Source organism: Streptomyces sp. G7(2002), assembly GCF_028870195.1.
In the GTDB taxonomy this organism is placed as follows: Bacteria; Actinomycetota; Actinomycetes; order Streptomycetales; family Streptomycetaceae; genus Streptomyces; species Streptomyces nigrescens.
The window spans coordinates 518,544-538,248 of record NZ_CP102609.1 but is presented as its reverse complement, the minus strand read 5'-3'; the positions used below and the strand labels follow the sequence as shown (position 1 = coordinate 538,248).

Below are 19,705 nucleotides of genomic sequence, written 5' to 3'. Positions count from 1 at the left end.
ATCAGGGCCGACCCCACGTCCGAGGCATCCCGCGCCGCAGACGTAACCGTGCCCAGGCCGCACAGGCGGCCCGGGCCGGCCCAGCACGTCATCTGCTCACCGGCTCCCCGTGAGCCCATGGATGTCGCCGGAGGATGTATGAACTCTCGTATAGCTGCCGCCCTCGCCACATGCGCGCTCAGTCTCGGTGCCCTCGCCTCGGGCGCAGGCGTCGCCACAGCGGCCCCGCAGGCCCCCGCCGCCGCACCTGCCGGCGACGCGCCGTCGCTCCAGCCAACGATCAACGCGCGCGCCGCGGCCGTGGACCGGTGCAGCTACCAGGTGGTCCGCTCCCACGACTCCCGCTACGTCTACTCCGTCAGCGGAGTCTTCGGCGGCGGCGCCCGCGAGTTGCCGCTCCAGAAGGAGGACTACGTAAGGATCTCCGACGACTGGCGCAAGGTCGTCCAGGTCGACGCGTGCGCGGGCGAGCGGGGCCAGGCACCCACCGCGCTCCGCGTCACGGGGAAGCTGGACCACCCGGAGAACTACGATCCGTCCGTACCGCGGACCATCCACAGCAATGACCTCAAGCCCGCCGCCTCTTCGGTGATTCCGAAGGCGCCGGCGCTGACGTCCGTCGACCGCCTCGACGCGGCCACCGTCCGCGTCACCTGGAAGCCCGCGCAGGGCAACCCGGACCAGGTCACCCTGATGGAGCGCAAGCCCTTCTACTCCAGCGAGATCGGCGTGTGGCATCCCTACACGTTCCAACGGAACGTCCAGGCCGGAGCCACCTCGATGGACCGCAAGCTGGAGCGTCACCCCGACATTCCCCCCGCGGACCGCACACACTCCTACTGGATGCGCGTGGTCAACGGCGGCTTCGTCAGCGACCTGCGTGCCGAGAAGCCGGTCTCGGTCGAGCCGTAACCGCCTGCCTGCCTGACGCCGATATCTGCCGGGTCCGCCTCGAGCAGCTCGGGGCGGACCCGGCACTCACCGGCATTCGGGTCACCAAGGCACCTCCCCTGAGTCGTCGAAGAAGCTGCCGCTCGGGCCGTCATCGGGGAGGGTGGCGAGTCGGATCGCGATCGCCGCGCCCTGTTCCGGGGTGCGGACGCCGCGAAAACCGTTGAGGTCGGTCGCGCAGTAGCCGGGGCAGGCGGCGTTGATCAGGATGTTTGTGTCGTGCAGCTCCTTGGCGTACTGGACGGTGACAGCGTTGAGGAACGTCTTCGACGGCGCGTAAGCGGCGGCGATGGGACCCGTTTCGGTGCCGGGGGTCGTCTGCAGGGTGAGCGAGCCGACCATGCTGGACATGTTCACGATCCGCGGCGAGGCCGAGCGGCGCAGCAACGGCAGCATCGTGTTGGTGACGCGGATGACGCCGAGCACGTTGGTCTCCACGGCCGCCCGCACCGTCGCGACGTCGACGGTGGTAGGCATCTGTGGCGCGCTGCCGGTGATCCCGGCGTTGTTGACGAGCACGTCGAGGCGTCCGGCGCGGTCCTCGACCAGCCCGGCGGCAGCGGTCACGCTCGCGTCGTCGGTCACGTCGAGCGGGACACCGAACGCATCGACGCCGGCCGCCCGCAGCTTCGCCACGGCGACCCCGCGACGCTCCTCATCCCGGGCACCGACACCAACCCTCCAGCCGAGGGCGCCCAGACCGGCCGCGATCTCATACCCAATACCTTTGTTCGCGCCGGTCACCAGCGCGATCGTCTGTTCACTCATGCGGCCAATCCTGTCCGGGCGCAGCGGGAGTCGGCCAACACCGATTGGGTGGCCGGCGATACCACACGGGTATCGATCCAGTTGGGGCCGTAACATGACGCCGTGGAGACAAGGGAGTTGCGGTACTTCATCGCCGTCGCCGAGGAACTGCACTTCGGGAAGGCCGCACAGCGGCTCGGGATCGCGCAGCCCCCGCTGTCGCGGGCGATCCACCAGCTCGAACGGCGCCTCGGGGCGGCGCTGTTGGAACGCACCAGCCGCACGGTCACCCTGACGGAGGCGGGGTCGGTACTCCTGCGGGAGGCCCGAGCGGCGCTGGACGCGATCGAGGCCGCCGAGCGTCGCACCCGCCGCGCCGCCCTCACCGCGACCGGCCACGCGGGGGTGGTCCTCGCCACGAAGGCGGGCGCGGCCGGCGAACTGCTGGCGAAACTGCTCGACGCCTACGCCGCCGAACCCGATGCGGTCACCGTCGACCTGCTCCTGTGCGGGATCGGTGAGCAGGAACGAGTGCTGCGTGACGGCCGGGCCGACGTGGCCCTGCTGCACCTGCCGTTCGACTCGACGGCCGGGTTCGACACCGAGGAGCTCCGCACGGAGGGACAGGTCGTGATTCTGCCGGCCCGGCATCCCCTCACCGTCCGGCCCCATGTGCAGATGGCCGAAGTCACCAAACTGCCTGGTCTGCCGGTGCCGCGCTGGCCCGGCCGCGACGGTACGTACCCGGATGGCCCCGGTCCGCAGGTTCGGGAGCATGCGCAGTTGCTCCAGCTGATCGCGCTCGGCCGCGCTTGCTGGATCGCGCCGGAGTCGTGCAGAGCCCAACTACGCGACGATCTCGCCGCCGTGCCGGTGCTGGACGCACCGATGGTCACGACCGTGATCGCGTGGCCGCCCCACAGCCGGTCCCGAGCCGTCGCCGGGCTCGTTCAGGCCGCGACACGTCTCTAAACGCAAGAACCGCCCCCGCTGGTGCGCTGCATCCAAGAAAACCGGCCCGGCTGGTGCGAGCCCCTGCGCCCTGCGAAAGGCGGAACCGCCCGGAAGAGGCTGCGACCGCCGCCGGCACCTCCTGAGCGGAACTCGTCATCCCCGTTTCGCATCCTCCCGATTGTGAACACACGAAAACTCCGGCCTGTCAGCTTCACTGCCGCGACCGCTGCACTCGCCCTGACCATCGTGTACGGCGCCTCCGAGGCGACGGCGAATGCCACGACCAATTCCACGACCGATTCCACGACCAAGCCGAAGCCCGGCGACCGAGCCAGCCTGACCAGCTATGAGCTCGCCCCCGGCCTTCTCAAGATCACCAGCAGGCCACCCGGGAATCCGACGCAGGTGCACGGCGTGCTCGGCATGCCCAAGGGAGAAGGACCGCACCCGGTTGTCGTCGTCATGCACGGCTTGCACCACAACTGCGCGTTCTCCGACAAGCCGCCCTACTTTCCCCGTAAGCCGGTCAAGGCTCAATGGCCCCTGGTCTGCGCCGCACCCGGTGAACCGCACAACCCCAACCTCGGCCCTGACTACCTGCGCCACGACGTGGGTCTGTCGCATGTCGTGCAGGCACTGACCCGCAAGGGTTTCGCCGCCGTGTCCATCGACGTGGTCTCCCCGGAGCACTGGTGGGCAGGCGAGACCGTTCCGGAAAAGGGCTATACGGACCTGGTCAACGCACATCTGCGGCTGCTCTCCGACCTCAACAAGGGCGTCAACCACGGCCTGGACATCCCGGGGGTGAAGGGGCGGATCGACACCTCCCGCGTGGGGCTGGTCGGGCACAGCCGGGGTGGTGGCTACGTCCTGTCACCGAAGGCCGCCCAGCGCGCCGGCCTCTTCGGTGTTGTGGCCCTTGAGCCCGCCGTAGGGGCTGAGAAGGTGCCTCACAAGGTCCCCGTTCTCAATCTCCGCGGGGGGTGTGACGAGGACGTCGACCCGAGCGCCGGCCTGGAGGAGATGAAGGAACTGGCCAAGTCGGGCTCGACAAAGGTCGCCGCGGATGTACTCCTCGCAGGTACGGGCCACCGCATGCTCAACACCAACCTCCCCCCGACGGACACGAAGGAGGGCGGGGTCGGGGACTGCCCGGCCTCCAAGGTCGCCGCACCGGCGGCGGCCCAGGCCCAGGCCGCTCAGATAACCGCTTCCTTCCTGGATCAGGCCCTGCACAAATCCAAGTCCTACCGGCTCCCGGCACTCGAAGACCTCGACCCGAAGGGAGGCAACCTGCGCAAGGGCGGCCCGGCCGTCACCTTCCACCGGGCCCCTCAGCAGAGCTTCACCGATCCGCTCACGATCCGCGAAGTCACCTCGAAGCAGCGCCTGTTGCCGGCGATTCCGAAGGACCTGAAGGTGAACAAACGACCGGGCGACGACATCTGACCAGCCGACCGGCTATCTCCGCACGCTGCTCGCTCGCAGAGTCCCAGCCTCCTGAAAGGACTCCCGGGCCGTGTGTGGAATTTTGATCAACATGGCTCCCAGGCCTTGATCACCATTCATTCGACACACGGCCCGGTCAGGTGAGGGACCGCCATGTGCGATGCAGAGCCTCCCGGAACCGGTCGACCTCCTCGGCGGTCAGGTCGGCGACCATGCGCTCCTCGAGGCCGCGGGCCGGCTCGGCGTACTCGGCGAGCAGTCGGCGCCCCGCGTCGGCGAGCAGGATGAGGCGCTCGCGGCGGTTGGCGGGGTTGGGCTCGCGACGGATCAGGCCGCGGCTCTCCAGCGCGCGGACCATGTCGGCCATGGACTGCGCGGTGACGAAGGAGTCGCGGGCGAGCTGTGCGGCGGAGATGCCGTCGTGTCGTTCCAGCACGGTGAGGGCGGTGTACTGCAGCGCGGTGATGCCGGCGGGTTTGAGCAGCTCCTCCAAGCGGGCCCGCACCGCCAGCTCCGTCCTCTTGACCAGGTAGAGCAGCGAGGTGCTCACGTTCGTCCTCCTGTGGTGGTCTCCGCGTGTGGCGGTCCATGTCGTTCCCGCGCTGGGCGCCTCGGGGCATCGGTCGTACCGACCACCCTAGAGCATTGACAGGAATCCTGATGATTGCCCAGACTGCTGTTCATCAGGATCCCTGTCGATCCCGGCGTGTGCCGGTGCTTTCGGCATGCCACACACTGCTCACGAGAGGCACCCTCCATGGACCTGCACGGGAAAGTCGCCGTCGTCACCGGTAGCGGGCGCGGCCTGGGGCTGGGATACGCCCAGGCCCTCGCCGCGGCGGGAGCCGCCGTCGTCGTCAACGACGTCGACCAGGGCGCGGTGGATGCCGCTGTCGCCATGATCACGGCCGCGGGGGGCAGGGCGGCCGGTGCCGTGGCGGCGGTGGGCGACAGCGCGGCCGCCGAGGAGCTGGTGGACACGGCGGTGCGGGAGTTCGGGCGCCTGGACGTGCTCGTCACCAATGCCGGCATCCTGCGGGACCGTGTGCTGTGGAAGATGACTGACGACGACTTCGATGACGTCGTCCGCGTTCATCTGCGCGGCACCTTCACCTGCGCCCGGGCGGCCGCTGTCCGCATGCGGGAGCAGGGCACCGGCGGCCGGCTCGTCCTCATCTCCTCGCCCGCCGGGCAGCGCGGCAACTTCGGCCAGACCAACTACGCCGCGGCCAAGGCGGGCATCGTCGCCATGGCCCGGACGTGGGCCATGGAGCTGGGCCGGTCCGGCATCACCGTCAACGCCGTCGTGCCCGTCGCCGCCACCGAGATGACCAAGACCATCCCCGCGTTCGCGCCGGTCATCGAGGAGGCCGAGCGCACCGGCGTCCCACTGCCGGACTGGCTGCGCAAGGACGAGGGCCTCGGCACCATCGAGGACGTCGCCGGCCTGGTCACCTTCCTGGCCTCGGACGCCTCCGCGGGAGTGACCGGGCAGGCGATCGGCATCGGCGGCGACCGGCTGGCCCTGTGGGCGCACCCGAAGGAGAAGGCGGTCGCCTTCGCCGACGGCGGCTGGAGCGCCGACGCGATCGCCGCCCAGTGGCCGGACGGCGTCGGAGCCGAGCCCGAGACCTACGGAATCCCGGCGCCCAAGGCTCCGGAGGCGTGAGATGGGCGACCTCGCACTCGACCTCGACCGGCTGACCGCCATCGACATGCACACACACGCCGAGGTCTCCAAGGACGGCCACGGGGCGCTCAGCCCCGAACTGCTCGGCGCCTCCGCGGAGTACTTCAAGGCCCACGGACACCGGCAGCCGACCATCGAGGAGATGGCCGGGCACTACCGCGAACGCCGCATGGCGGCCGTGGTGTTCACCGTCGACGCCGAACACGCCACGGGACACCCGCGGATCTCCAACGAGGAGATCGCGGACAGCTGTGCCGCCCACCCCGACGTACTGATCCCCTTCGCCGGCATCGACCCGCACAAGGGCCGCGCGGGCGTGCGCGAAGCACGACGCCTGGTGGAGGAGTACGGCGTCCGCGGGTTCAAGTTCCACCCCAGCATCCAGGCGTTCTCCCCCAACGACCGCCTCGCCTACCCGTTGTACGAGGCCATCGAGGAACTGGGCGTGCCCGCGCTGTTCCACACCGGCCAGACCGGTATCGGAGCCGGCGTCCCGGGCGGCGGTGGCATCAGGCTGAAATACTCCAACCCCATGCTGGTCGACGACGTCGCCGTGGACTTCCCGCAGCTGCGGATCATCCTGGCCCACCCGTCCTTCCCCTGGCAGGACGAGGCCCTGGCGGTGGCCACCCACAAGCCGTACGTGTACATCGACCTGTCCGGCTGGTCGCCGAAGTACTTCCCGCCGCAGCTCGTGCGGTACGCCAACACCCTGCTCAAGGACAAGGTCCTCTTCGGCTCCGACTACCCCGTCATCACCCCCGACCGGTGGCTGGCGGACTTCGAGAAGCTCGACATCAAGCCCGAGGTCCGGCCGAAGATCCTCAAGGAGAACGCCGCCCGCCTGCTCGGTCTGTGAAGGAACGGAAGGAGTCGCCGTGTTGAACCAAGGCATCGGTTCGTGGCCGACGCGTCGGGCCCGCAAGACCCCGGACCGGGTCGCCGTCATCCACGAGGACCGCGCCTGGACCTACCGCGAGTTCCACCAGCGCGTCCTGCTTCTCGCCCACGGCCTGCAGGATGTGGGAGTGGTCCGGGGCGACCGGATCGCGTACCTCGGGCCCAATCACCCGTCCTTCCTGGAGACGCTGTTTGCCGCCGGCCTGCTCGGGGCGGTCTTCGTCCCGCTCAACAACCGGCTGACCGCACCGGAGCTGGCGTACAACTTGTCCGACTCGGGCAGCACCGTCCTCATCCACGCGCCGGAGCAGGCCTGCGCCGCACGCGCCGCCGCCGATGAGGCCGGAGTGCGCCACCGGATCACACTCGACGGGTCCCACGAAGGAGCCCTCGGCTACGAGGAGGTCCTCGCCGGCGGCGGCACCGATCCCCTGGACGAGCCGGTGGCTCCGGACGACCCCTGCATGATCATGTACACCTCCGGGACCACGGGCCGCCCCAAGGGCGCCGTCCTCTCCCATGCCAACGTCGTCTGGAACAGCGTCAACGTCCTCGTCGACACCGACCTCGGCGGCGACGAGGTGACCCTGGTCGCCGCCCCTCTGTTCCACACCGCGGGCCTCAACATGACCTGCCTGCCCACCCTCCTCAAGGGCGGCCGGGTGGTGCTGCTCACCGCCTTCGACGCCACACGAGTGCTGGAGACCATTGAGAACCTGCGCGTGACGTACATGTTCGGCGTCCCCACCATGTACGACGCCATGGCCGCCCAGCCCCGCTGGTCGACCACGGACCTGTCCAGCCTGCGCACCCTCAACTGCGGCGGCGCACCCGTCCCCGCCCGCACCATCGCCACGTACCTCGCCCGGGGACTCGCCTTCAGCCAGGGGTACGGCATGACCGAGGCGTCCCCCGGAATCCTCTTCCTGGACAAGGAACAGACCTCGGCGAAGGCCGGATCCGCCGGCGTGCCCCACTTCTTCACCGACACACGCGTGGTGCTGCCCGACGGCCTCGACGCCGGGCCGGGGCAGCGCGGCGAGATGCTCGTCCAGGGCCCCCACGTCATGACCGGCTACTGGAACCGGCCCGAGGAGACCGAGGCCGTCTTCGCCGACGGTGGCTGGCTGCGCACCGGCGATGTTGCCCGGACCGACACCGACGGCTACGCCTACATCGTCGACCGGGCCAAGGACATGTTCGTCTCAGGCGGGGAGAACGTCTATCCGGCCGAGGTCGAGGAGGCAGTTCTCTCCCACCCAGCCGTCGCCGAATGCGCAGTCATCGGGGTGCCCGACCAGACCTGGGGTGAAGTCGGCCGCGCCGTCGTCGTCCTCGGACCCGGAGCCCATGCCGACGAGCCCGGCATCCTCGACCATCTGCACGGCAAGCTCGCCAAGTACAAGATCCCCAAGTCCGTCGTCCTCACGGACAGCCTGCCTCGCACGGCCACCGGAAAAATCGTCAAATCCGCCGTGCGCGCCTCCTACGCGAACACTCCCGCGGACGAGCCCCACCGGTAGAGCCGCTACCGCCCCCACCTGTAAGGCCCCTTCTACTTCTGATCGGGGCCGTACCCAGCCCTGCCCGATCCACCGAAAGGACTCCCCATGCCCACCACCGCCAACAGCCTCGAAGCACTCAAGTCCCTCAGCGGAGCCGACCTCGGACGCACCGACTGGCAGGAGATCACCCAGGAACGGGTGAACACCTTCGCCGACGCCACCGACGACCACCAGTGGATCCACACGGACCCGGAGAGGGCCAAGGACGGCCCCTTCGGCGGTCCCATCGCCCACGGCTACCTCACCCTCTCCCTCATCATCCCGCTCTTCGGCGAACTCCTCGACATCACCGGGATCTCCATGAGCGTCAACTACGGCCTGGACAAGGTCCGTTTCCCCCGCCCCGTCCCGGTCGGCGCCAGGATCCGCCTGCACGGCGCCGTCGGCACCGTGGAGGACGTCAAGGGCAATGGCGTGCAGATGCCGTTGACCTTCACCGTAGAGGTCGAAGACAGCGACAAGCCGGCCTGCGTGGCCCACGCCGTCTACCGCCACTACGCCTGACAACCTCCGCCCCCCTGGTCGACCGCTGAACCGGAACGGGCCGGACGTCGGCGGACTCCCGAAGGGGGCGGGGGACTTGGCGCTCGCCCTCGTCCCAACGTTGCTGCGGCAGTGACCCCGGCAGCGAGTACAGCGCGTTCAGCCATCTTGCTCCGTGTTGATGTCGGCGATCAGGGCTTCGACGCGGGTCTTGATCTGGTCGCGGATGTGCCGGACGGATTCGACTCCCTTGCCGGCGGGGTCTTCCAGGACCCAGTCGAGGTAGGTCTTGCCGGGGAAGACCGGACAGGCATCGCCGCAGCCCATGGTGATGACGTAGTCGGATGCCTGGACGGCCTCGGTGGTCAGGACCTTCGGGGTCTGGGCGGAGATGTCGATGCCGGCCTCGGCCATAGCCTCCACGACGGCCGGGTTCACGGCGTCAGCGGGGGCGGAGCCCGCCGAACGGACCTCCACCCTGCCCTGGGCGAGGTGAGTGAGGAAGGCGGCGGCCATCTGGGAGCGTCCGGCGTTATGGACACAGACGAACAGCACCGACGGCTTGCGGGGATCAGTCACGGGCGGGCTCCTGGAGGCCGGCCGGCTCGGCGGCCGGGGTGGTGTCGGGGAAGAGGCGGCGGGCGGCGAGGGCGACATAGACCAGTCCGATCAGCACCGGCACCTCGATGAGGGGGCCGACGACACCGGCCAGAGCCTGGCCGGAGGTCGCGCCGAAGGTCGCGATGGCCACGGCGATGGCGAGTTCGAAGTTGTTGCCCGCCGCGGTGAACGCCAGCGTCGTCGTCCGCGGGTAGTTCAGGCCGACGGCCTTGCCCAGGGCCATGGAACCGGCCCACATGAGAGCGAAGTAGACCAGCAGCGGCAGGGCGATCCGCGCGACGTCCAGCGGGTGGGACATGATCGCGTCCCCTTGGTGGGCGAAGAGCACGACGATCGTGAACAGCAGTCCGTAGAGGGCGAACGGGCCGATGCGGGGGATCAGCTTCGTCTCGTACCAGGTGCGTCCCTTGGCCTTCTCGCCCAGACGGCGGGTGAGGAACCCTGCCGCCAGGGGGATGCCGAGGAAGATCAGCACGCTCCGGGCGATCTGCCACACCGAGACGTTCAGCCCGGTCTGTTCCAGGCCGAGCCAGCCGGGCAGGACGGAGAGGTAGAACCAGCCCAGCAGGCCGAACCCGAGGACTTGGAAGACGGAGTTCAGCGCGACCAGGACGGCGGCGGCTTCGCGGTCGCCGCAGGCCAGGTCGTTCCAGATGATGACCATGGCGATGCAGCGGGCCAGCCCGACGATGATCAGCCCGGTCCGGTATTCCGGCAGGTCGGGCAGGAAGATCCACGCGAGCGCGAACATCACAGCCGGGCCGAGGATCCAGTTGAGCACCAGGGAGGGGATGAGGAGGCGGCGGTCGCGGGTGACGGTGTCCAGGCGGTCGTAGCGGACCTTGGCCAGGACCGGGTACATCATCACCAGCAGGCCCAGCGCGATCGGCAGCGAGACGCCGGTGACCGGCGCCATCGCCAGTGCGTCCCCCAGGCCCGGGACCAGCCGGCCCAGCCCGAGGCCGGCGCCCATGGCCAACAGGATCCACAACGCCAGGAAGCGGTCCAGGAACGCCAAGCGGGCCGCGACGGGCCCGGCGGGCGCGTCCTCAGCCGTTGCCACGGCGGTCATGAGGTGGCTCCCGCAGAGGTCTGGGCGGGCTGGGGGAGGGGCTCTCCGGCGGGACGGGTCAGGATGCCGGCGAGCCGGTCGGTCATCTGCGGCAGGAGTCGATAATACACCCATGTCCCGCGGCGTTCGGAATCGATCAGCCCGGCCTGCTTCAGGAGCTTGAGGTGGTGGGAGATCGTCGGCTGGGACAGGTCGAAGGCGGGCGTCAGGTCACACACGCACACCTCGCCGCCGGCCCGGGAAGCGATCATCGACAGCAGCCGAAGCCGCACCGGATCTCCCAGAGCCTTGAAGACCGTCGCCAGCTCGGCGGCCTGGTCCTCGTCCAGTGGGGCGGTCAGCAGCCCCGGGCAGCAGGCGTCGGTCTGACCGAGCACCTCAAGCTCTTGTTTCGACATACCTCTATGTTGACAAACTTCAATACAAGGCGCAAGCTTGCATTGAAAAACATCGATACAAAGATAAGGGGAGATCGCCATGTCCCGCGTTCAGCTCGCTCTCCATGTCGCTGACCTCGAAGGATCGGTGGAGTTCTACTCCAAGCTGTTCGGCGTCGAGCCGTCCAAGCGCCGCCCGGGATACGCCAACTTCGCCGTCGGTGAGCCACCGCTGAAGCTCGTCCTCATTGAAGGCGAGGCGGGCCAGGAGACCCGCCTGGACCACCTCGGCGTCGAGGTCGACTCCACCGAGCAGGTCACCGCCGCCACCAACCGTCTCAAGGAAGCGGGGCTTGCGACCTTCGAGGAGAACGACACCTCCTGCTGCTATGCCCTTCAGGACAAGGTGTGGGTGCACGGCCCGGGTAAGGAGCCCTGGGAGGTTTACGTAGTCAAGGCCGACGCCGACCAGTTGGGCACGAACGAAGCTCTCAACGGCGACGCCTGCTGCAGCAGCCGATCCACCGCTGCCGAGCCCGCTGAGCCGGCCTCGGGTTGCGGCTGCGGCAGCGGCTGATATCGCCTCGCTCGGGCCATTTCTCCGGCGCGGCGGTCGGTAACGGAGGGAGGTTCAAGCGTCCGCCACGAGGTCGGCCATAACCTTCTCAACTCATCGGCATGAGGGCCCGGTCGAGCAGGATTTCCGCGGCGGCGCGCGCGTGTCGACCGTAGTCCGGCTGATCCAGCACCATCGCGCGGCTGGCCGCGCCGTCGGCGAGCGTGACCAACTGCTCGGCGAGCGCGGTGGGTTCGGCAGCGCCCAGCTCCGCCGCCAGCTCGGTGACGAGCTGCGCCATCAGCAGCTTCTGCTCGCGTGCGTACGTGTGGATCGCGCTGTGCGGGTCGGGGAACTCGGCCGCGGCATCGATGAACGGGCACCCGCGCACCGGGGACGCGTCCGGTGCCGGGAGGTCGAACAGCCGGAGAATCCGCTCCCGAGGATCGAGATCCTCGCGGGTGAGCACGCTCTCCAGGGTCCGTCCGGATGCGGCCAGCTCTTGCAAGTGGGCGATCACCAGGTCGCTCTTGGCGGGGAAATGTGCGTAGAGAGTGCGTTTGGATACCGGCGCCGCCTCCGCAACCTGCTCCATACCGGTTGCGTTGATCCCCTGTTTCGCGAACAGCAGGGCGGCTGCGCCCAGGATCCGTTCACGCCCGCCACGCCCCCGGCGTTGGGTCTTCGTGGTCGCTGCCTCCATGCCTCAAGTATACGCAGACGTTTACTTCAGATGGAGGCACTGTTACGGTCGAGCTTAGGTATACGTTTCCGTTTACCTAAGGTGTCTGAGGAGTACCACCATGAGCCTGTCCCACCCGACCGAGCTGAGTGGCTACGCGGAGAAGCTGATCCGGGGTCGCCGCGCGACCCGCGCATTCCGGCCCGACCCGGTGCCCGAGGAGACCTTGCGCGCCGTCTTCGCACTCGCCGGCGCCGCACCATCCAGCTCGAACACACAGCCCTGGCAGGTCGAGGTGGTGAGCGGGTCGCTCCGGGACCGTCTTGCCGACGCGCTTCAGGCCGCCCACGCCGAGCAGCGCACCACGGTCGACTTCCCCTACCGCGAGGACATGTACTCGATAGCGCAGCAGCGTCGCCGCGCCGCGTTCGGCACCGCGCTTTACGGCGCACTGGGCATCGGCCGGAACGACCACGCGGCCCGCGCGGCCTTCGACGCCGAGAGCCTGCGCTTCTACGGCGCCCCGCACGTCGCGTTCCTCTTCACAGCCGGAGACGCCGGAGACGCCGGAGACGCCGGGGCACGACTGGCCGCGGATGTCGGGATCTACGCCCAGACGCTGCTGCTGGCCATGACCGCGTACGGCTTGGACAGCTGCCCGCAGGGACTGCTGAGCTTCTACGCCGACACCGTTCGTAGCGAACTCGGCTTGGACCGCGGGAAGCTACTCGTAGGGATCTCCTTCGGTTACGCCGACGAGAGTGCGCCGGTCAACCACATCACGACCGACAGGGCCGCCCTCGACGCGACCACGACCTTTCGCTGTTAGAGGGTGCCTCACGTGGCAAGTTTCGCGAGCTTCTTGTAGCAGGCGGTCTCACCATCTTGTGACGAGCAGCGAACGACGGCAGTAACGGGGCGGCCAGCTCCCAGAGTTCATCAGGAACCAGACGCTTCGACAGATCAGCACCCACGACCGCCTAGACCGGCATCATGTCGCACGAACATCAAGTCACGTGAGACAACCTCTAAGCCTTGATTGGTGCGGCCGACCTGGCGGCCTGCTCGATCTTCGCGCAGTAGGCTGCACGGGCTTCCTCGTCGATCTGCTTCTCGTGTTCGGCGCGCAACCCGGTCCGGCCGTCGAGGCCCTCGCGCAGGATATCGGCGTGCCCGGCATGCCGGATGGACTCGCCGAGTACATGGACCATGATGGTGAACAGGTTCGTGTTGGGATAAGGCTCCGGCCACCACGGCACGTGGCCGGGGGCGTCGAGGGGAAGCTCGTTGATCGTCGCGTCCGAGTGTTCCCACGTGCGCCGGTAGAACCCGATGACCTGATCGCGGGTCTCGTCCTCGGTCGCCCACTGATCGCTGCCGTCGGAGTCCTGCCACCGGGACAGCGATTCCGGGGAAGGGCGGTCGAAGACCTCGCCGAAGTACCTGGCCTCGACGGTGGCCACGTGTTTGACCAGGCCGAGGAGGTTGGTCCCGGTCGCTGTCAAAGGCCGGCGGGCGTCGTATTCGGACAAGCCGTCGAGTTTCCAGAGCAGCGCCTTGCGGTCCCGCCGCAGTCTCCCGTGCAGGTTGCCTTTCGCGAATTCATCGATCATGCGGCGTGAGCCTGCCACGGGCTGCTCGTGGTCTCAAGATCCGTACGTGGTCCGCAACGACTGGCAGAGCCGAGGCCTGGCCATGGCCGCCGCCCTGACCTGCTACAAGAAGCTCGCGAAACTTGCCACGTGAGACAACCTCTCAGCGCTCCGGCAGAGATCGTGATCTCGAAGTCAGCCGCAGACCGGATCATTGACCAACTCGCCCCGCTCCTTGTGGGAGCAGGAATTCGAGAAAAGCGTCAACCGTGACGAGTACTTTTCACGCGAACGAGGCTCTCGTGATGGGTCGATTCACCCGATCGCACGCCGGTACTCTCGAACCGCTTCGGGGGAACTGTCGGCACTGGAGGACCGCATGGGCGCACTGCTGGATCAAAAGTACGAGAAGCTTTTCTCCTTGCTGGATGTCAATGGCGACGGCGTGATCGCCGAAGAGGACTTCGAGCTGATGGCCGCCCGGGTGCTGACCGCCTCCAGTGAGGAGCGCACGGCGAAGGGCGAGAAGTATGCCGACGCGATGATGAACTACTGGCGGGCCCTGCGTGAGACCGCCGATGCCGACGGTGACGGCCGGATCGACAAGGGCGAGTTCCGTCAGGCCCTGCGCCAGGTGAGCGTCAATTTCGACACACTGGTCGGCCCGCTCTACCAGGCCGGCTTCCACCTCGCGGACCGGGATGACGACGGTCTGGTCGGCAGGGAGGACTTCGTCACCGTCCTTGCCGCCATCGGTGTCCCCGCGGCCGAGGCCGGGGCGACGCTCATGACCTCCGCCGCGCAGTACTACCGCAATGAGGAACCGGCCGGTACCCCAAGCCATCTGCTCTTCGGCGCACTCTGAGGTAATCCCACATTGGACGCGATCGCGGCGGTGGGAACGGGCTCTTGCGCTACGGCCCACAGCACCGCCGCCCCGGCGGACCGATTGCAGGTACCGCTACTGACCGAAGTGCTCTATGACGGGCGTTTCGATCAATTACACAGACCCTGGACGGAAGTCTTCCGCCGGGATGTTTTCCGCTACCGCGACGGATTGTCACCCGCAGAGCGTTCCGAACTCGCCTATGAGCGTTTACGGGTCGTCAACGAAGAAATCGAGTCTGTCGCGGGCATGGTGACCGCGACTGACCAACTGGTGGCGCTGCACGAGTGGTTGGGCGTGGTCGACGGTTCGCTGACCACTCTGGCGACCATCCACTACAACCTGTTCCTGGGCAGCCTCCTGCGCATCGATCCCCGGCGCACGATCGACCTCCTGCCGTTCACCCGGCTGCGGCAATACGGCACGGCCCTGATCACCGAACTCGGCTACGGAAACAACGCCGCAGAGCTGGAGACCACGGCGACCTACCGGACGGAAACCGACACCTTCGTCCTGCACACGCCCTCGCTCGGCGCGCAGAAGTTCATGCCCAACACCGGCCCGGCCGGAGGGCCCAAGAGCGGTCTGGTCGCGGCCAGGCTGATCGTCCGCGACCAGGACTGCGGAGTGTTCCTGTTCCTTGTTCCGCTGCGCGACGGACAGGGGCCGCTGCCCGGTATCCGGATGCGCCCCCTCTCGGAGACTCCCGGGTCGGCCGTCGACCACGCCATCACCTCGTTCGACCAGGTGGGACTGCCGCGTACGGCGCTGCTGGCCGGCGACCACGCGGACCTGACCACCGAAGGCGCCTTCCACAGCACGTTCGGCAGCCGTCGCCGCCGGTTCCTGCGGTCCATCCAGCGCGTCACCACAGGCAAGCTCTGCCTGGGCGCGGCGGCGTTGGCCGGGGCCCGGGCCTGCCTCACCATCTCCGTGCGGTATGCCCATCGCCGGCACACCTTCGCCCCGGCAAGCAGGACCGGCGTACCGGTCTTCGACTACCGCTGCCACCAGACCAGACTGCTCGGGGTCACCGCCCGCGCCTACGCGGCGACGTTCCTGCTGCGCGAGACCACCCGCCGCTGTGCGGGTCCGGACAGCACCGAGACAGCCGAGGCGGAGGTTCTCGTCGCAGCGGCGAAGGGCTGGATCACATGGCAGTCCAGGGACATCGTGGTCGAGAGCCGGGAACGCTGCGGTGCCCAGGGGCTGCTGTCGGCCAACCGCATCGTCGACCTGCTCACGCCGATCGAGAGCACCATCACCGCCGAAGGCGACAACCTGGTCATCTGGACCAAGGCCGGCGCCGACATGCTGATCGGGCGCGGCTACAGCCCGCCCCCGCCGCCCGCCGCGCGCACCGGCCCGCTGACCGACTGCGCTCTCCTGCTCGACCTGCTTGTGCGCCATGAGCTGTACTGCCATCAGTACGCCCGCAGCCGGCTCAGCTGCCCCGGCGCCGGTCCGATGGAACGCTGGAACCATGCGGTGAACCCGGCGCTGGACCTCGTCGACGCGTACGCCACCCGGCGGGCCGCCCAGGCATTCCTGGCCGCCGCCGACCGCGTCATAGATGATGCCACGCGGCGCCCGCTCAAGCGGCTCTTCCAGCTGTTCGCACTGCAACGCCTCGCGCCCCACGCGGGGTTGCTGCTGGCGGACGGGCATCTGACCGCCGAAGCGGTCCGGGACCTGGCCCCCGCCGTCGACCGCGTCAGTGCCGCACTGGCCCCCGACGCACTCGCTCTCGTGGAGGCCTTCGCCATTCCGGACGCAATCCTCCAGGCCCCCATCGCCACTGACGGCTACGAAGCCGCCTACGACGACCCGGAGGGGCCCTGGCAGCCGGCTCCGCTCGGCTGAGCCGGTCGTATGGGCTCGCCGTTCACCGTCCACCGTTCGAGGAGTACCACCGGCCATGAACGATGCGTTCACCCGGGAGCCGTCGTGGGATCCGCGGCTCTTCCCACCGGCCGCCCGTGCGCCGCGGGCCGTGCAGACGGCACGGATGCTCCTGGAACCCCAGGGCTATGCGCGATCCCTGCGCCGGCGGTTCGGCCCGGTCTTCTCGCTCCGCACCTTCCCCTACCGCGGTGCCCTGGTGTGCGCGGCCGATGCTGCCTCCAACCGGGCCGTGTTGACCGACCACGCCCGGTTCACCGGCGGTGATGCCGCTGCCCTGCTGGCGCCCGCCGTAGGCAGCGGTTCGCTGATCTGCACGCCACCACCCGTGCATCTGGGCCATCGCAAACTCCTGCTGCCCCCGTTCCACGGGGCCCGGATCATCCGTTGGACGGAGCGGGTGCGGGAACTTGTGCACACCGAGCTTCCCGCTCTGCTGTCCGGCGATGGCGTGCCCCTGCGGCCCTGGGCGCAGCGACTGACGCTCGACGTCATTCTGAGGGTCGTCTTCGGCCTGACGGCCCCCGCCCGCATCGCGACCTTCCGGACCGCGCTGAGTTCGTTCGTCGCCATGGGCAACCTGGCCGTCCTGTTTCTGCCCAAGCCGCTGCAGCGCGATCTCGGACCGCTCTCTCCGGGCGGCCGCTTTCACCGGCTCCGCGCGACCGTACGGGACCTGGCCCGCGAGGAGATTGCCGCACGCCGGACCGAGTCCGACCACGCCCACCGCGACGACGTGCTGTCCATGCTGCTCGACGCACGTGACGAGCACGGGGCCGGGCTGGACGACGCACAGCTCCTGGACGAGCTGACCGGCCTCGTGCTGGCCGGTTACGAGACCACGGCGACCACCATCGCCTGGACACTGCACCTGCTCGCCCACCATCCCGCCGCCCGCGACGACCTGATCGCCGACCTCGACGAGGGAGCGGGCCGCCTGCTCAAGGCGACCATCAAGGAGTCCGGCCGGCTGCGCCCCGCCGTCTACAACGCCATGCGCACCGCAGCGCACGACACGGAGCTAGGCGGCCGGCCGGTGCCGAGGGGCGCTTTCGTCGCGGCACTGTTCTCGCTCACTCACCTCGACCCCGAGCTGTGGCCGGAGCCGGACGCCTTCCGGCCCGAGCGCCACGTGGGCACGGACCCGGTGCCCTACTCGCTGACACCGTTCGGCGGCGGCGTGCGGCGCTGTATCGGGGTGTCGCTGGCCCAGTTGGAAACCGAGACCGTCCTGAGGGAGATCCTCGCGGCGGCCGTTCCCGAGCCGGCCGGCCCTCTGGAACCGGCTCGGCTCGTGTCGGTGACGCTCGTACCCGCCCAGGGCGGACGGGTCCGGCTCCGTGCACGCCGGTAGCACCGGACCCGCAGGGCCCAAATCACCTTGAACGAGCCGGAGTTCGACTGGTCAGTGCTGGGGCCGGAACTCGCGTGAGAGGAAGCTGGTGGCGACGGATCGCCACGACCGGCCGGAAGGCCCCCTGCGCGGAGAGCGGGCGGCGCTTGGGTGGGCCGGTCAGGGTGCGGGGACGGGGCCGCCGGGCCGGAACCGCTCCACCCCGACGATGTGCCGCACCTTGACCGGGCGCACGATCACCGCAACCCGCTGCTCCCCGGGCATGATCCACTCGAACCGTTCGCTGCCCAGGTACTTCCGGGCCAGCCGGTCCATGTGGTCGTGCGCCTCCTGGCCTTCGATGAAGCGGGCCACCTCGCCACTGATCTGCACCCGGTCGAAGGGGTCGGCTGCGTCCGCGTGCGAGAGATAGACGCGGGGGTCGCGGCGCAGGTTTTCCTCCTTCACCCGGCCCACCGAGGTGTTGAACATCAGCTCACCCTCTCCCTCCAGATCGACCCACATCGGGCTGACCTGCGGTGCTCCGTCGGCGAACACAGTGCCGACGTACCAGATGTTGGGGGCTTGCAGCCGGGCGCGGACGGCTTCGTCAAAGATCGCAGTCATCCCGGGAGGCTACCAACCATGATCACCGGGATGGATCGGAGGGATCCGTGGATTCCGCAGCAGGCTCATGATGCGGTCGCGGAGTCGGGGACCATCGTTGATCTCCAACTACTCGACCACACACGACCAGGGCAGCCGTGTACGGTCCGCAGCCAATGTTTACCCGCGGGTAACTTAGCGTACAGTGCTTGCAGTTGCGGGCAGTTGGCCCGCCGTCTGCCTGTAGGGCAGGCAGCCACCGCACGGCACACGGGCTGCCGCCACACGTAGCCCGTGCAACGGAAAGGACCGTCCTCATGGCCGCCCCACGTCCGCTTCGCGCCATACTGCTGCCGCTGGCTCTGGTCGCCTCCGCAGCCACCCTGGGCACCGGAGTCGCAATGGCCGGACCGGAGGAGGAGCCCTCCGAGACCGCGCCCAGCACCACCGAGCAGCGCCCCACCTGGGCCATTGCCCACCGGGTGCTGACCACGGGCGGGGTGACCACGGCGCTCAAGAACGGGGCCAACGCGCTGGAGATGGACGCAACGGCCTGGCGCAAGGGCTGGTGGGCCGACCACGACGGCACTCTCACCAGCTACGGGGACACCATGTCGGCCATGTTCGACCAGGTGGCAAAGGAGCATGACGACGGGCGTCAGGTCTCCTTCGTCTGGCTGGACATGAAGAACCCCGACTGGTGCGACAGCAGCGACCCCAAGTGGCGCCACTGCTCCGTGGCCGCGCTCCGGGACCTGGCGCGCGAGAAGCTGGAGAGCAGGGGAATCCGGGTGCTCTACGGCTTCTACGGCAAGGAGGGCGGCAGCGGCTGGAAGAACGCCCTCGCTGACCTGAACTCCAAGGAAGCGGTCAGCTACAGCGGCGATTACGCGCAGGTCCGGGACGGCTTCGCCGAGCACGGGCCGAACGTCCCCGGCAACCAGCGCGTGATGGACAAGGGCGAGTTCAACATGGCCTTGAAGTTCGACAGCATCCGGAAGGAGCTGGAGGCCGGCAGGAAGGCCCGTGACGCCGGAGAGCTCGGGCAGACCGTCGGCTGGACGGTGGGCAAGGGTGACGGGGAGCGTGCCGCCACCCTGCTCGACGCGTCCGGCGGGAGTGCCGCCGTGGACAGCCTGATCTACGGCAACCGGATGTCGTGCTACCCGGACGGCGTCAGCGGCCCGAAGGGCTGCGGCACGGACGACAGCGCGGTGCGGGAGTCGCTCTCGTACATCACGGACTATGTGAAGGCCCACCCGGACACCCGCCGTATGGCCACCCCTCGGGACATCCCCTTCGGCAGCTGACGCCCCGAGCTGCCCCGCCCGGCCCCGGT

22 protein-coding genes are annotated in these 19,705 nt (G+C 68.8%); 14 read left to right on the top strand and 8 right to left on the bottom strand.

Annotated features, from left to right (window positions below):
- Positions 1 to 138 precede the first annotated feature (138 nt).
- Positions 139 to 912, top strand: a complete 774-nt coding sequence (locus NUT86_RS02415; RefSeq protein WP_274733050.1) for a hypothetical protein — start codon at positions 139 to 141, stop codon at positions 910 to 912.
- Between the two features lie 81 nt (positions 913 to 993).
- Here NUT86_RS02415 and NUT86_RS02410 read toward each other — a convergent pair whose 3' ends face one another.
- Positions 994 to 1,719, bottom strand: a complete 726-nt coding sequence (locus NUT86_RS02410; protein ID WP_274733048.1) for an SDR family oxidoreductase — start codon at positions 1,717 to 1,719, stop codon at positions 994 to 996.
- Positions 1,720 to 1,821: 102 nt separating this feature from the next.
- On the opposite strand from NUT86_RS02410, the gene NUT86_RS02405 reads away from it, so the two are divergent.
- Together NUT86_RS02405 and NUT86_RS02400 are read left to right on the top strand one after the other, a co-directional pair.
- The gene (locus NUT86_RS02405) at positions 1,822 to 2,670 is read left to right on the top strand and encodes a LysR family transcriptional regulator (protein WP_159491644.1); all 849 of its coding nucleotides are present in this window, start codon (positions 1,822 to 1,824) and stop codon (positions 2,668 to 2,670) included.
- A 162-nt stretch (positions 2,671 to 2,832) separates the two neighbouring features.
- A complete protein-coding gene (locus tag NUT86_RS02400; protein ID WP_274733044.1) occupies positions 2,833 to 4,101 on the top strand; it encodes a dienelactone hydrolase family protein in 1,269 nt (422 codons plus the stop codon).
- Between the two features lie 136 nt (positions 4,102 to 4,237).
- On the opposite strand, the gene NUT86_RS02395 is transcribed toward NUT86_RS02400, so the two are convergent.
- Positions 4,238 to 4,651, bottom strand: coding sequence for a MarR family winged helix-turn-helix transcriptional regulator (locus NUT86_RS02395; RefSeq protein WP_229838265.1), 414 nt, complete (start codon positions 4,649 to 4,651; stop codon positions 4,238 to 4,240).
- Positions 4,652 to 4,858: 207 nt separating this feature from the next.
- On the opposite strand from NUT86_RS02395, the gene NUT86_RS02390 reads away from it, so the two are divergent.
- The 4 genes from NUT86_RS02390 (at position 4,859) to NUT86_RS02375 (ending at position 8,760) form a co-directional block, all read left to right on the top strand.
- On the top strand, positions 4,859 to 5,770 hold the full coding sequence (locus tag NUT86_RS02390; protein WP_274733042.1) for an SDR family oxidoreductase: 912 nt from the start codon (positions 4,859 to 4,861) through the stop codon (positions 5,768 to 5,770).
- A gap of 1 nt (position 5,771) precedes the next feature.
- Positions 5,772 to 6,650 (top strand): amidohydrolase family protein, encoded by an 879-nt coding sequence (locus NUT86_RS02385; RefSeq protein ID WP_274733040.1) that lies wholly within the window; start codon positions 5,772 to 5,774, stop codon positions 6,648 to 6,650.
- Positions 6,651 to 6,669: 19 nt separating this feature from the next.
- Positions 6,670 to 8,214, top strand: coding sequence for an acyl-CoA synthetase (locus NUT86_RS02380; RefSeq protein ID WP_274733038.1), 1,545 nt, complete (start codon positions 6,670 to 6,672; stop codon positions 8,212 to 8,214).
- 87 nt (positions 8,215 to 8,301) lie between these two features.
- Positions 8,302 to 8,760 carry a MaoC family dehydratase gene (locus tag NUT86_RS02375; RefSeq protein ID WP_274733037.1) on the top strand — a complete coding sequence of 153 codons (459 nt, stop codon included), beginning with the start codon at positions 8,302 to 8,304 and terminating at the stop codon, positions 8,758 to 8,760.
- A 138-nt stretch (positions 8,761 to 8,898) separates the two neighbouring features.
- On the opposite strand, the gene NUT86_RS02370 is transcribed toward NUT86_RS02375, so the two are convergent.
- The 3 genes from NUT86_RS02370 to NUT86_RS02360 are packed head-to-tail and all read right to left on the bottom strand — an operon-like array spanning position 8,899 to position 10,830.
- Positions 8,899 to 9,318, bottom strand: a complete 420-nt coding sequence (locus tag NUT86_RS02370; RefSeq protein WP_274733036.1) for an arsenate reductase ArsC — start codon at positions 9,316 to 9,318, stop codon at positions 8,899 to 8,901.
- The gene (gene arsB, locus NUT86_RS02365; RefSeq protein ID WP_148589458.1) at positions 9,311 to 10,432 is read right to left on the bottom strand and encodes an ACR3 family arsenite efflux transporter; all 1,122 of its coding nucleotides are present in this window, start codon (positions 10,430 to 10,432) and stop codon (positions 9,311 to 9,313) included. The genes NUT86_RS02370 and arsB overlap by 8 nt, the downstream gene beginning before the upstream one ends.
- A complete protein-coding gene (locus tag NUT86_RS02360; RefSeq protein ID WP_266437318.1) occupies positions 10,429 to 10,830 on the bottom strand; it encodes an ArsR/SmtB family transcription factor in 402 nt (133 codons plus the stop codon). The genes arsB and NUT86_RS02360 overlap by 4 nt, the downstream gene beginning before the upstream one ends.
- Positions 10,831 to 10,909: 79 nt before the next feature.
- Here NUT86_RS02360 and NUT86_RS02355 point away from each other — a divergent pair, with 79 nt between their 5' ends.
- A complete protein-coding gene (locus NUT86_RS02355) occupies positions 10,910 to 11,386 on the top strand; it encodes an ArsI/CadI family heavy metal resistance metalloenzyme (protein WP_274733034.1) in 477 nt (158 codons plus the stop codon).
- A gap of 88 nt (positions 11,387 to 11,474) precedes the next feature.
- On the opposite strand, the gene NUT86_RS02350 is transcribed toward NUT86_RS02355, so the two are convergent.
- On the bottom strand, positions 11,475 to 12,068 hold the full coding sequence (locus tag NUT86_RS02350; protein WP_274733033.1) for a TetR/AcrR family transcriptional regulator: 594 nt from the start codon (positions 12,066 to 12,068) through the stop codon (positions 11,475 to 11,477).
- A gap of 100 nt (positions 12,069 to 12,168) precedes the next feature.
- On the opposite strand from NUT86_RS02350, the gene NUT86_RS02345 reads away from it, so the two are divergent.
- A complete protein-coding gene (locus NUT86_RS02345; RefSeq protein ID WP_274733031.1) occupies positions 12,169 to 12,876 on the top strand; it encodes a nitroreductase in 708 nt (235 codons plus the stop codon).
- A 199-nt stretch (positions 12,877 to 13,075) separates the two neighbouring features.
- On the opposite strand, the gene NUT86_RS02340 is transcribed toward NUT86_RS02345, so the two are convergent.
- Entirely contained in the window at positions 13,076 to 13,660 is a 585-nt protein-coding gene (locus NUT86_RS02340) for a DinB family protein (RefSeq protein WP_274733029.1), read from the bottom strand.
- On the opposite strand from NUT86_RS02340, the gene NUT86_RS02335 reads away from it, so the two are divergent.
- From NUT86_RS02335 to NUT86_RS02320, 4 genes are all read left to right on the top strand, one after another.
- Positions 13,659 to 13,793, top strand: coding sequence for a hypothetical protein (locus NUT86_RS02335; protein ID WP_266437331.1), 135 nt, complete (start codon positions 13,659 to 13,661; stop codon positions 13,791 to 13,793). The two genes, NUT86_RS02340 and NUT86_RS02335, sit on opposite strands and share 2 nt — an antisense overlap.
- A gap of 225 nt (positions 13,794 to 14,018) precedes the next feature.
- Positions 14,019 to 14,504, top strand: coding sequence for an EF-hand domain-containing protein (locus NUT86_RS02330; protein ID WP_274733028.1), 486 nt, complete (start codon positions 14,019 to 14,021; stop codon positions 14,502 to 14,504).
- Positions 14,505 to 14,774: 270 nt separating this feature from the next.
- Complete coding sequence (locus NUT86_RS02325; RefSeq protein WP_274733026.1) at positions 14,775 to 16,388, top strand: acyl-CoA dehydrogenase family protein; 1,614 nt, start codon at positions 14,775 to 14,777, stop codon at positions 16,386 to 16,388.
- Positions 16,389 to 16,443: 55 nt separating this feature from the next.
- Positions 16,444 to 17,781: a cytochrome P450 gene (locus NUT86_RS02320; protein ID WP_274733024.1), complete on the top strand. Its 1,338-nt coding sequence runs from the start codon at positions 16,444 to 16,446 to the stop codon at positions 17,779 to 17,781.
- A gap of 159 nt (positions 17,782 to 17,940) precedes the next feature.
- Here NUT86_RS02320 and NUT86_RS02315 read toward each other — a convergent pair whose 3' ends face one another.
- Complete coding sequence (locus NUT86_RS02315; protein WP_109886788.1) at positions 17,941 to 18,387, bottom strand: TIGR03618 family F420-dependent PPOX class oxidoreductase; 447 nt, start codon at positions 18,385 to 18,387, stop codon at positions 17,941 to 17,943.
- A gap of 296 nt (positions 18,388 to 18,683) precedes the next feature.
- On the opposite strand from NUT86_RS02315, the gene NUT86_RS02310 reads away from it, so the two are divergent.
- Positions 18,684 to 19,676 carry a phospholipase gene (locus tag NUT86_RS02310; RefSeq protein ID WP_274733022.1) on the top strand — a complete coding sequence of 331 codons (993 nt, stop codon included), beginning with the start codon at positions 18,684 to 18,686 and terminating at the stop codon, positions 19,674 to 19,676.
- Positions 19,677 to 19,705: the final 29 nt, after the last annotated feature.

Bases quoted from the DNA above. Each gene is read 5' to 3' on its own strand.
- NUT86_RS02345 (WP_274733031.1), top strand. From the start codon at position 12,169: ATGAGCCTGTCCCACCCGACCGAGCTGAGTGGCTACGCGGAGAAGCTG.
- NUT86_RS02360 (WP_266437318.1), bottom strand. From the start codon at position 10,830: ATGTCGAAACAAGAGCTTGAGGTGCTCGGTCAGACCGACGCCTGCTGC.
- NUT86_RS02325 (WP_274733026.1), top strand. From the start codon at position 14,775: ATGGTGACCGCGACTGACCAACTGGTGGCGCTGCACGAGTGGTTGGGC.
- NUT86_RS02315 (WP_109886788.1), bottom strand. From the start codon at position 18,387: ATGACTGCGATCTTTGACGAAGCCGTCCGCGCCCGGCTGCAAGCCCCC.
- NUT86_RS02330 (WP_274733028.1), top strand. From the start codon at position 14,019: ATGGGCGCACTGCTGGATCAAAAGTACGAGAAGCTTTTCTCCTTGCTG.
- NUT86_RS02390 (WP_274733042.1), top strand. From the start codon at position 4,859: ATGGACCTGCACGGGAAAGTCGCCGTCGTCACCGGTAGCGGGCGCGGC.
- NUT86_RS02340 (WP_274733029.1), bottom strand. From the start codon at position 13,660: ATGATCGATGAATTCGCGAAAGGCAACCTGCACGGGAGACTGCGGCGG.
- NUT86_RS02375 (WP_274733037.1), top strand. From the start codon at position 8,302: ATGCCCACCACCGCCAACAGCCTCGAAGCACTCAAGTCCCTCAGCGGA.
- NUT86_RS02410 (WP_274733048.1), bottom strand. From the start codon at position 1,719: ATGAGTGAACAGACGATCGCGCTGGTGACCGGCGCGAACAAAGGTATT.
- NUT86_RS02385 (WP_274733040.1), top strand. From the start codon at position 5,772: ATGGGCGACCTCGCACTCGACCTCGACCGGCTGACCGCCATCGACATG.
- arsB (WP_148589458.1), bottom strand. From the start codon at position 10,432: ATGACCGCCGTGGCAACGGCTGAGGACGCGCCCGCCGGGCCCGTCGCG.
- NUT86_RS02335 (WP_266437331.1), top strand. From the start codon at position 13,659: ATGCGGCGTGAGCCTGCCACGGGCTGCTCGTGGTCTCAAGATCCGTAC.
- NUT86_RS02320 (WP_274733024.1), top strand. From the start codon at position 16,444: ATGAACGATGCGTTCACCCGGGAGCCGTCGTGGGATCCGCGGCTCTTC.
- NUT86_RS02355 (WP_274733034.1), top strand. From the start codon at position 10,910: ATGTCCCGCGTTCAGCTCGCTCTCCATGTCGCTGACCTCGAAGGATCG.
- NUT86_RS02350 (WP_274733033.1), bottom strand. From the start codon at position 12,068: ATGGAGGCAGCGACCACGAAGACCCAACGCCGGGGGCGTGGCGGGCGT.
- NUT86_RS02415 (WP_274733050.1), top strand. From the start codon at position 139: ATGAACTCTCGTATAGCTGCCGCCCTCGCCACATGCGCGCTCAGTCTC.
- NUT86_RS02310 (WP_274733022.1), top strand. From the start codon at position 18,684: ATGGCCGCCCCACGTCCGCTTCGCGCCATACTGCTGCCGCTGGCTCTG.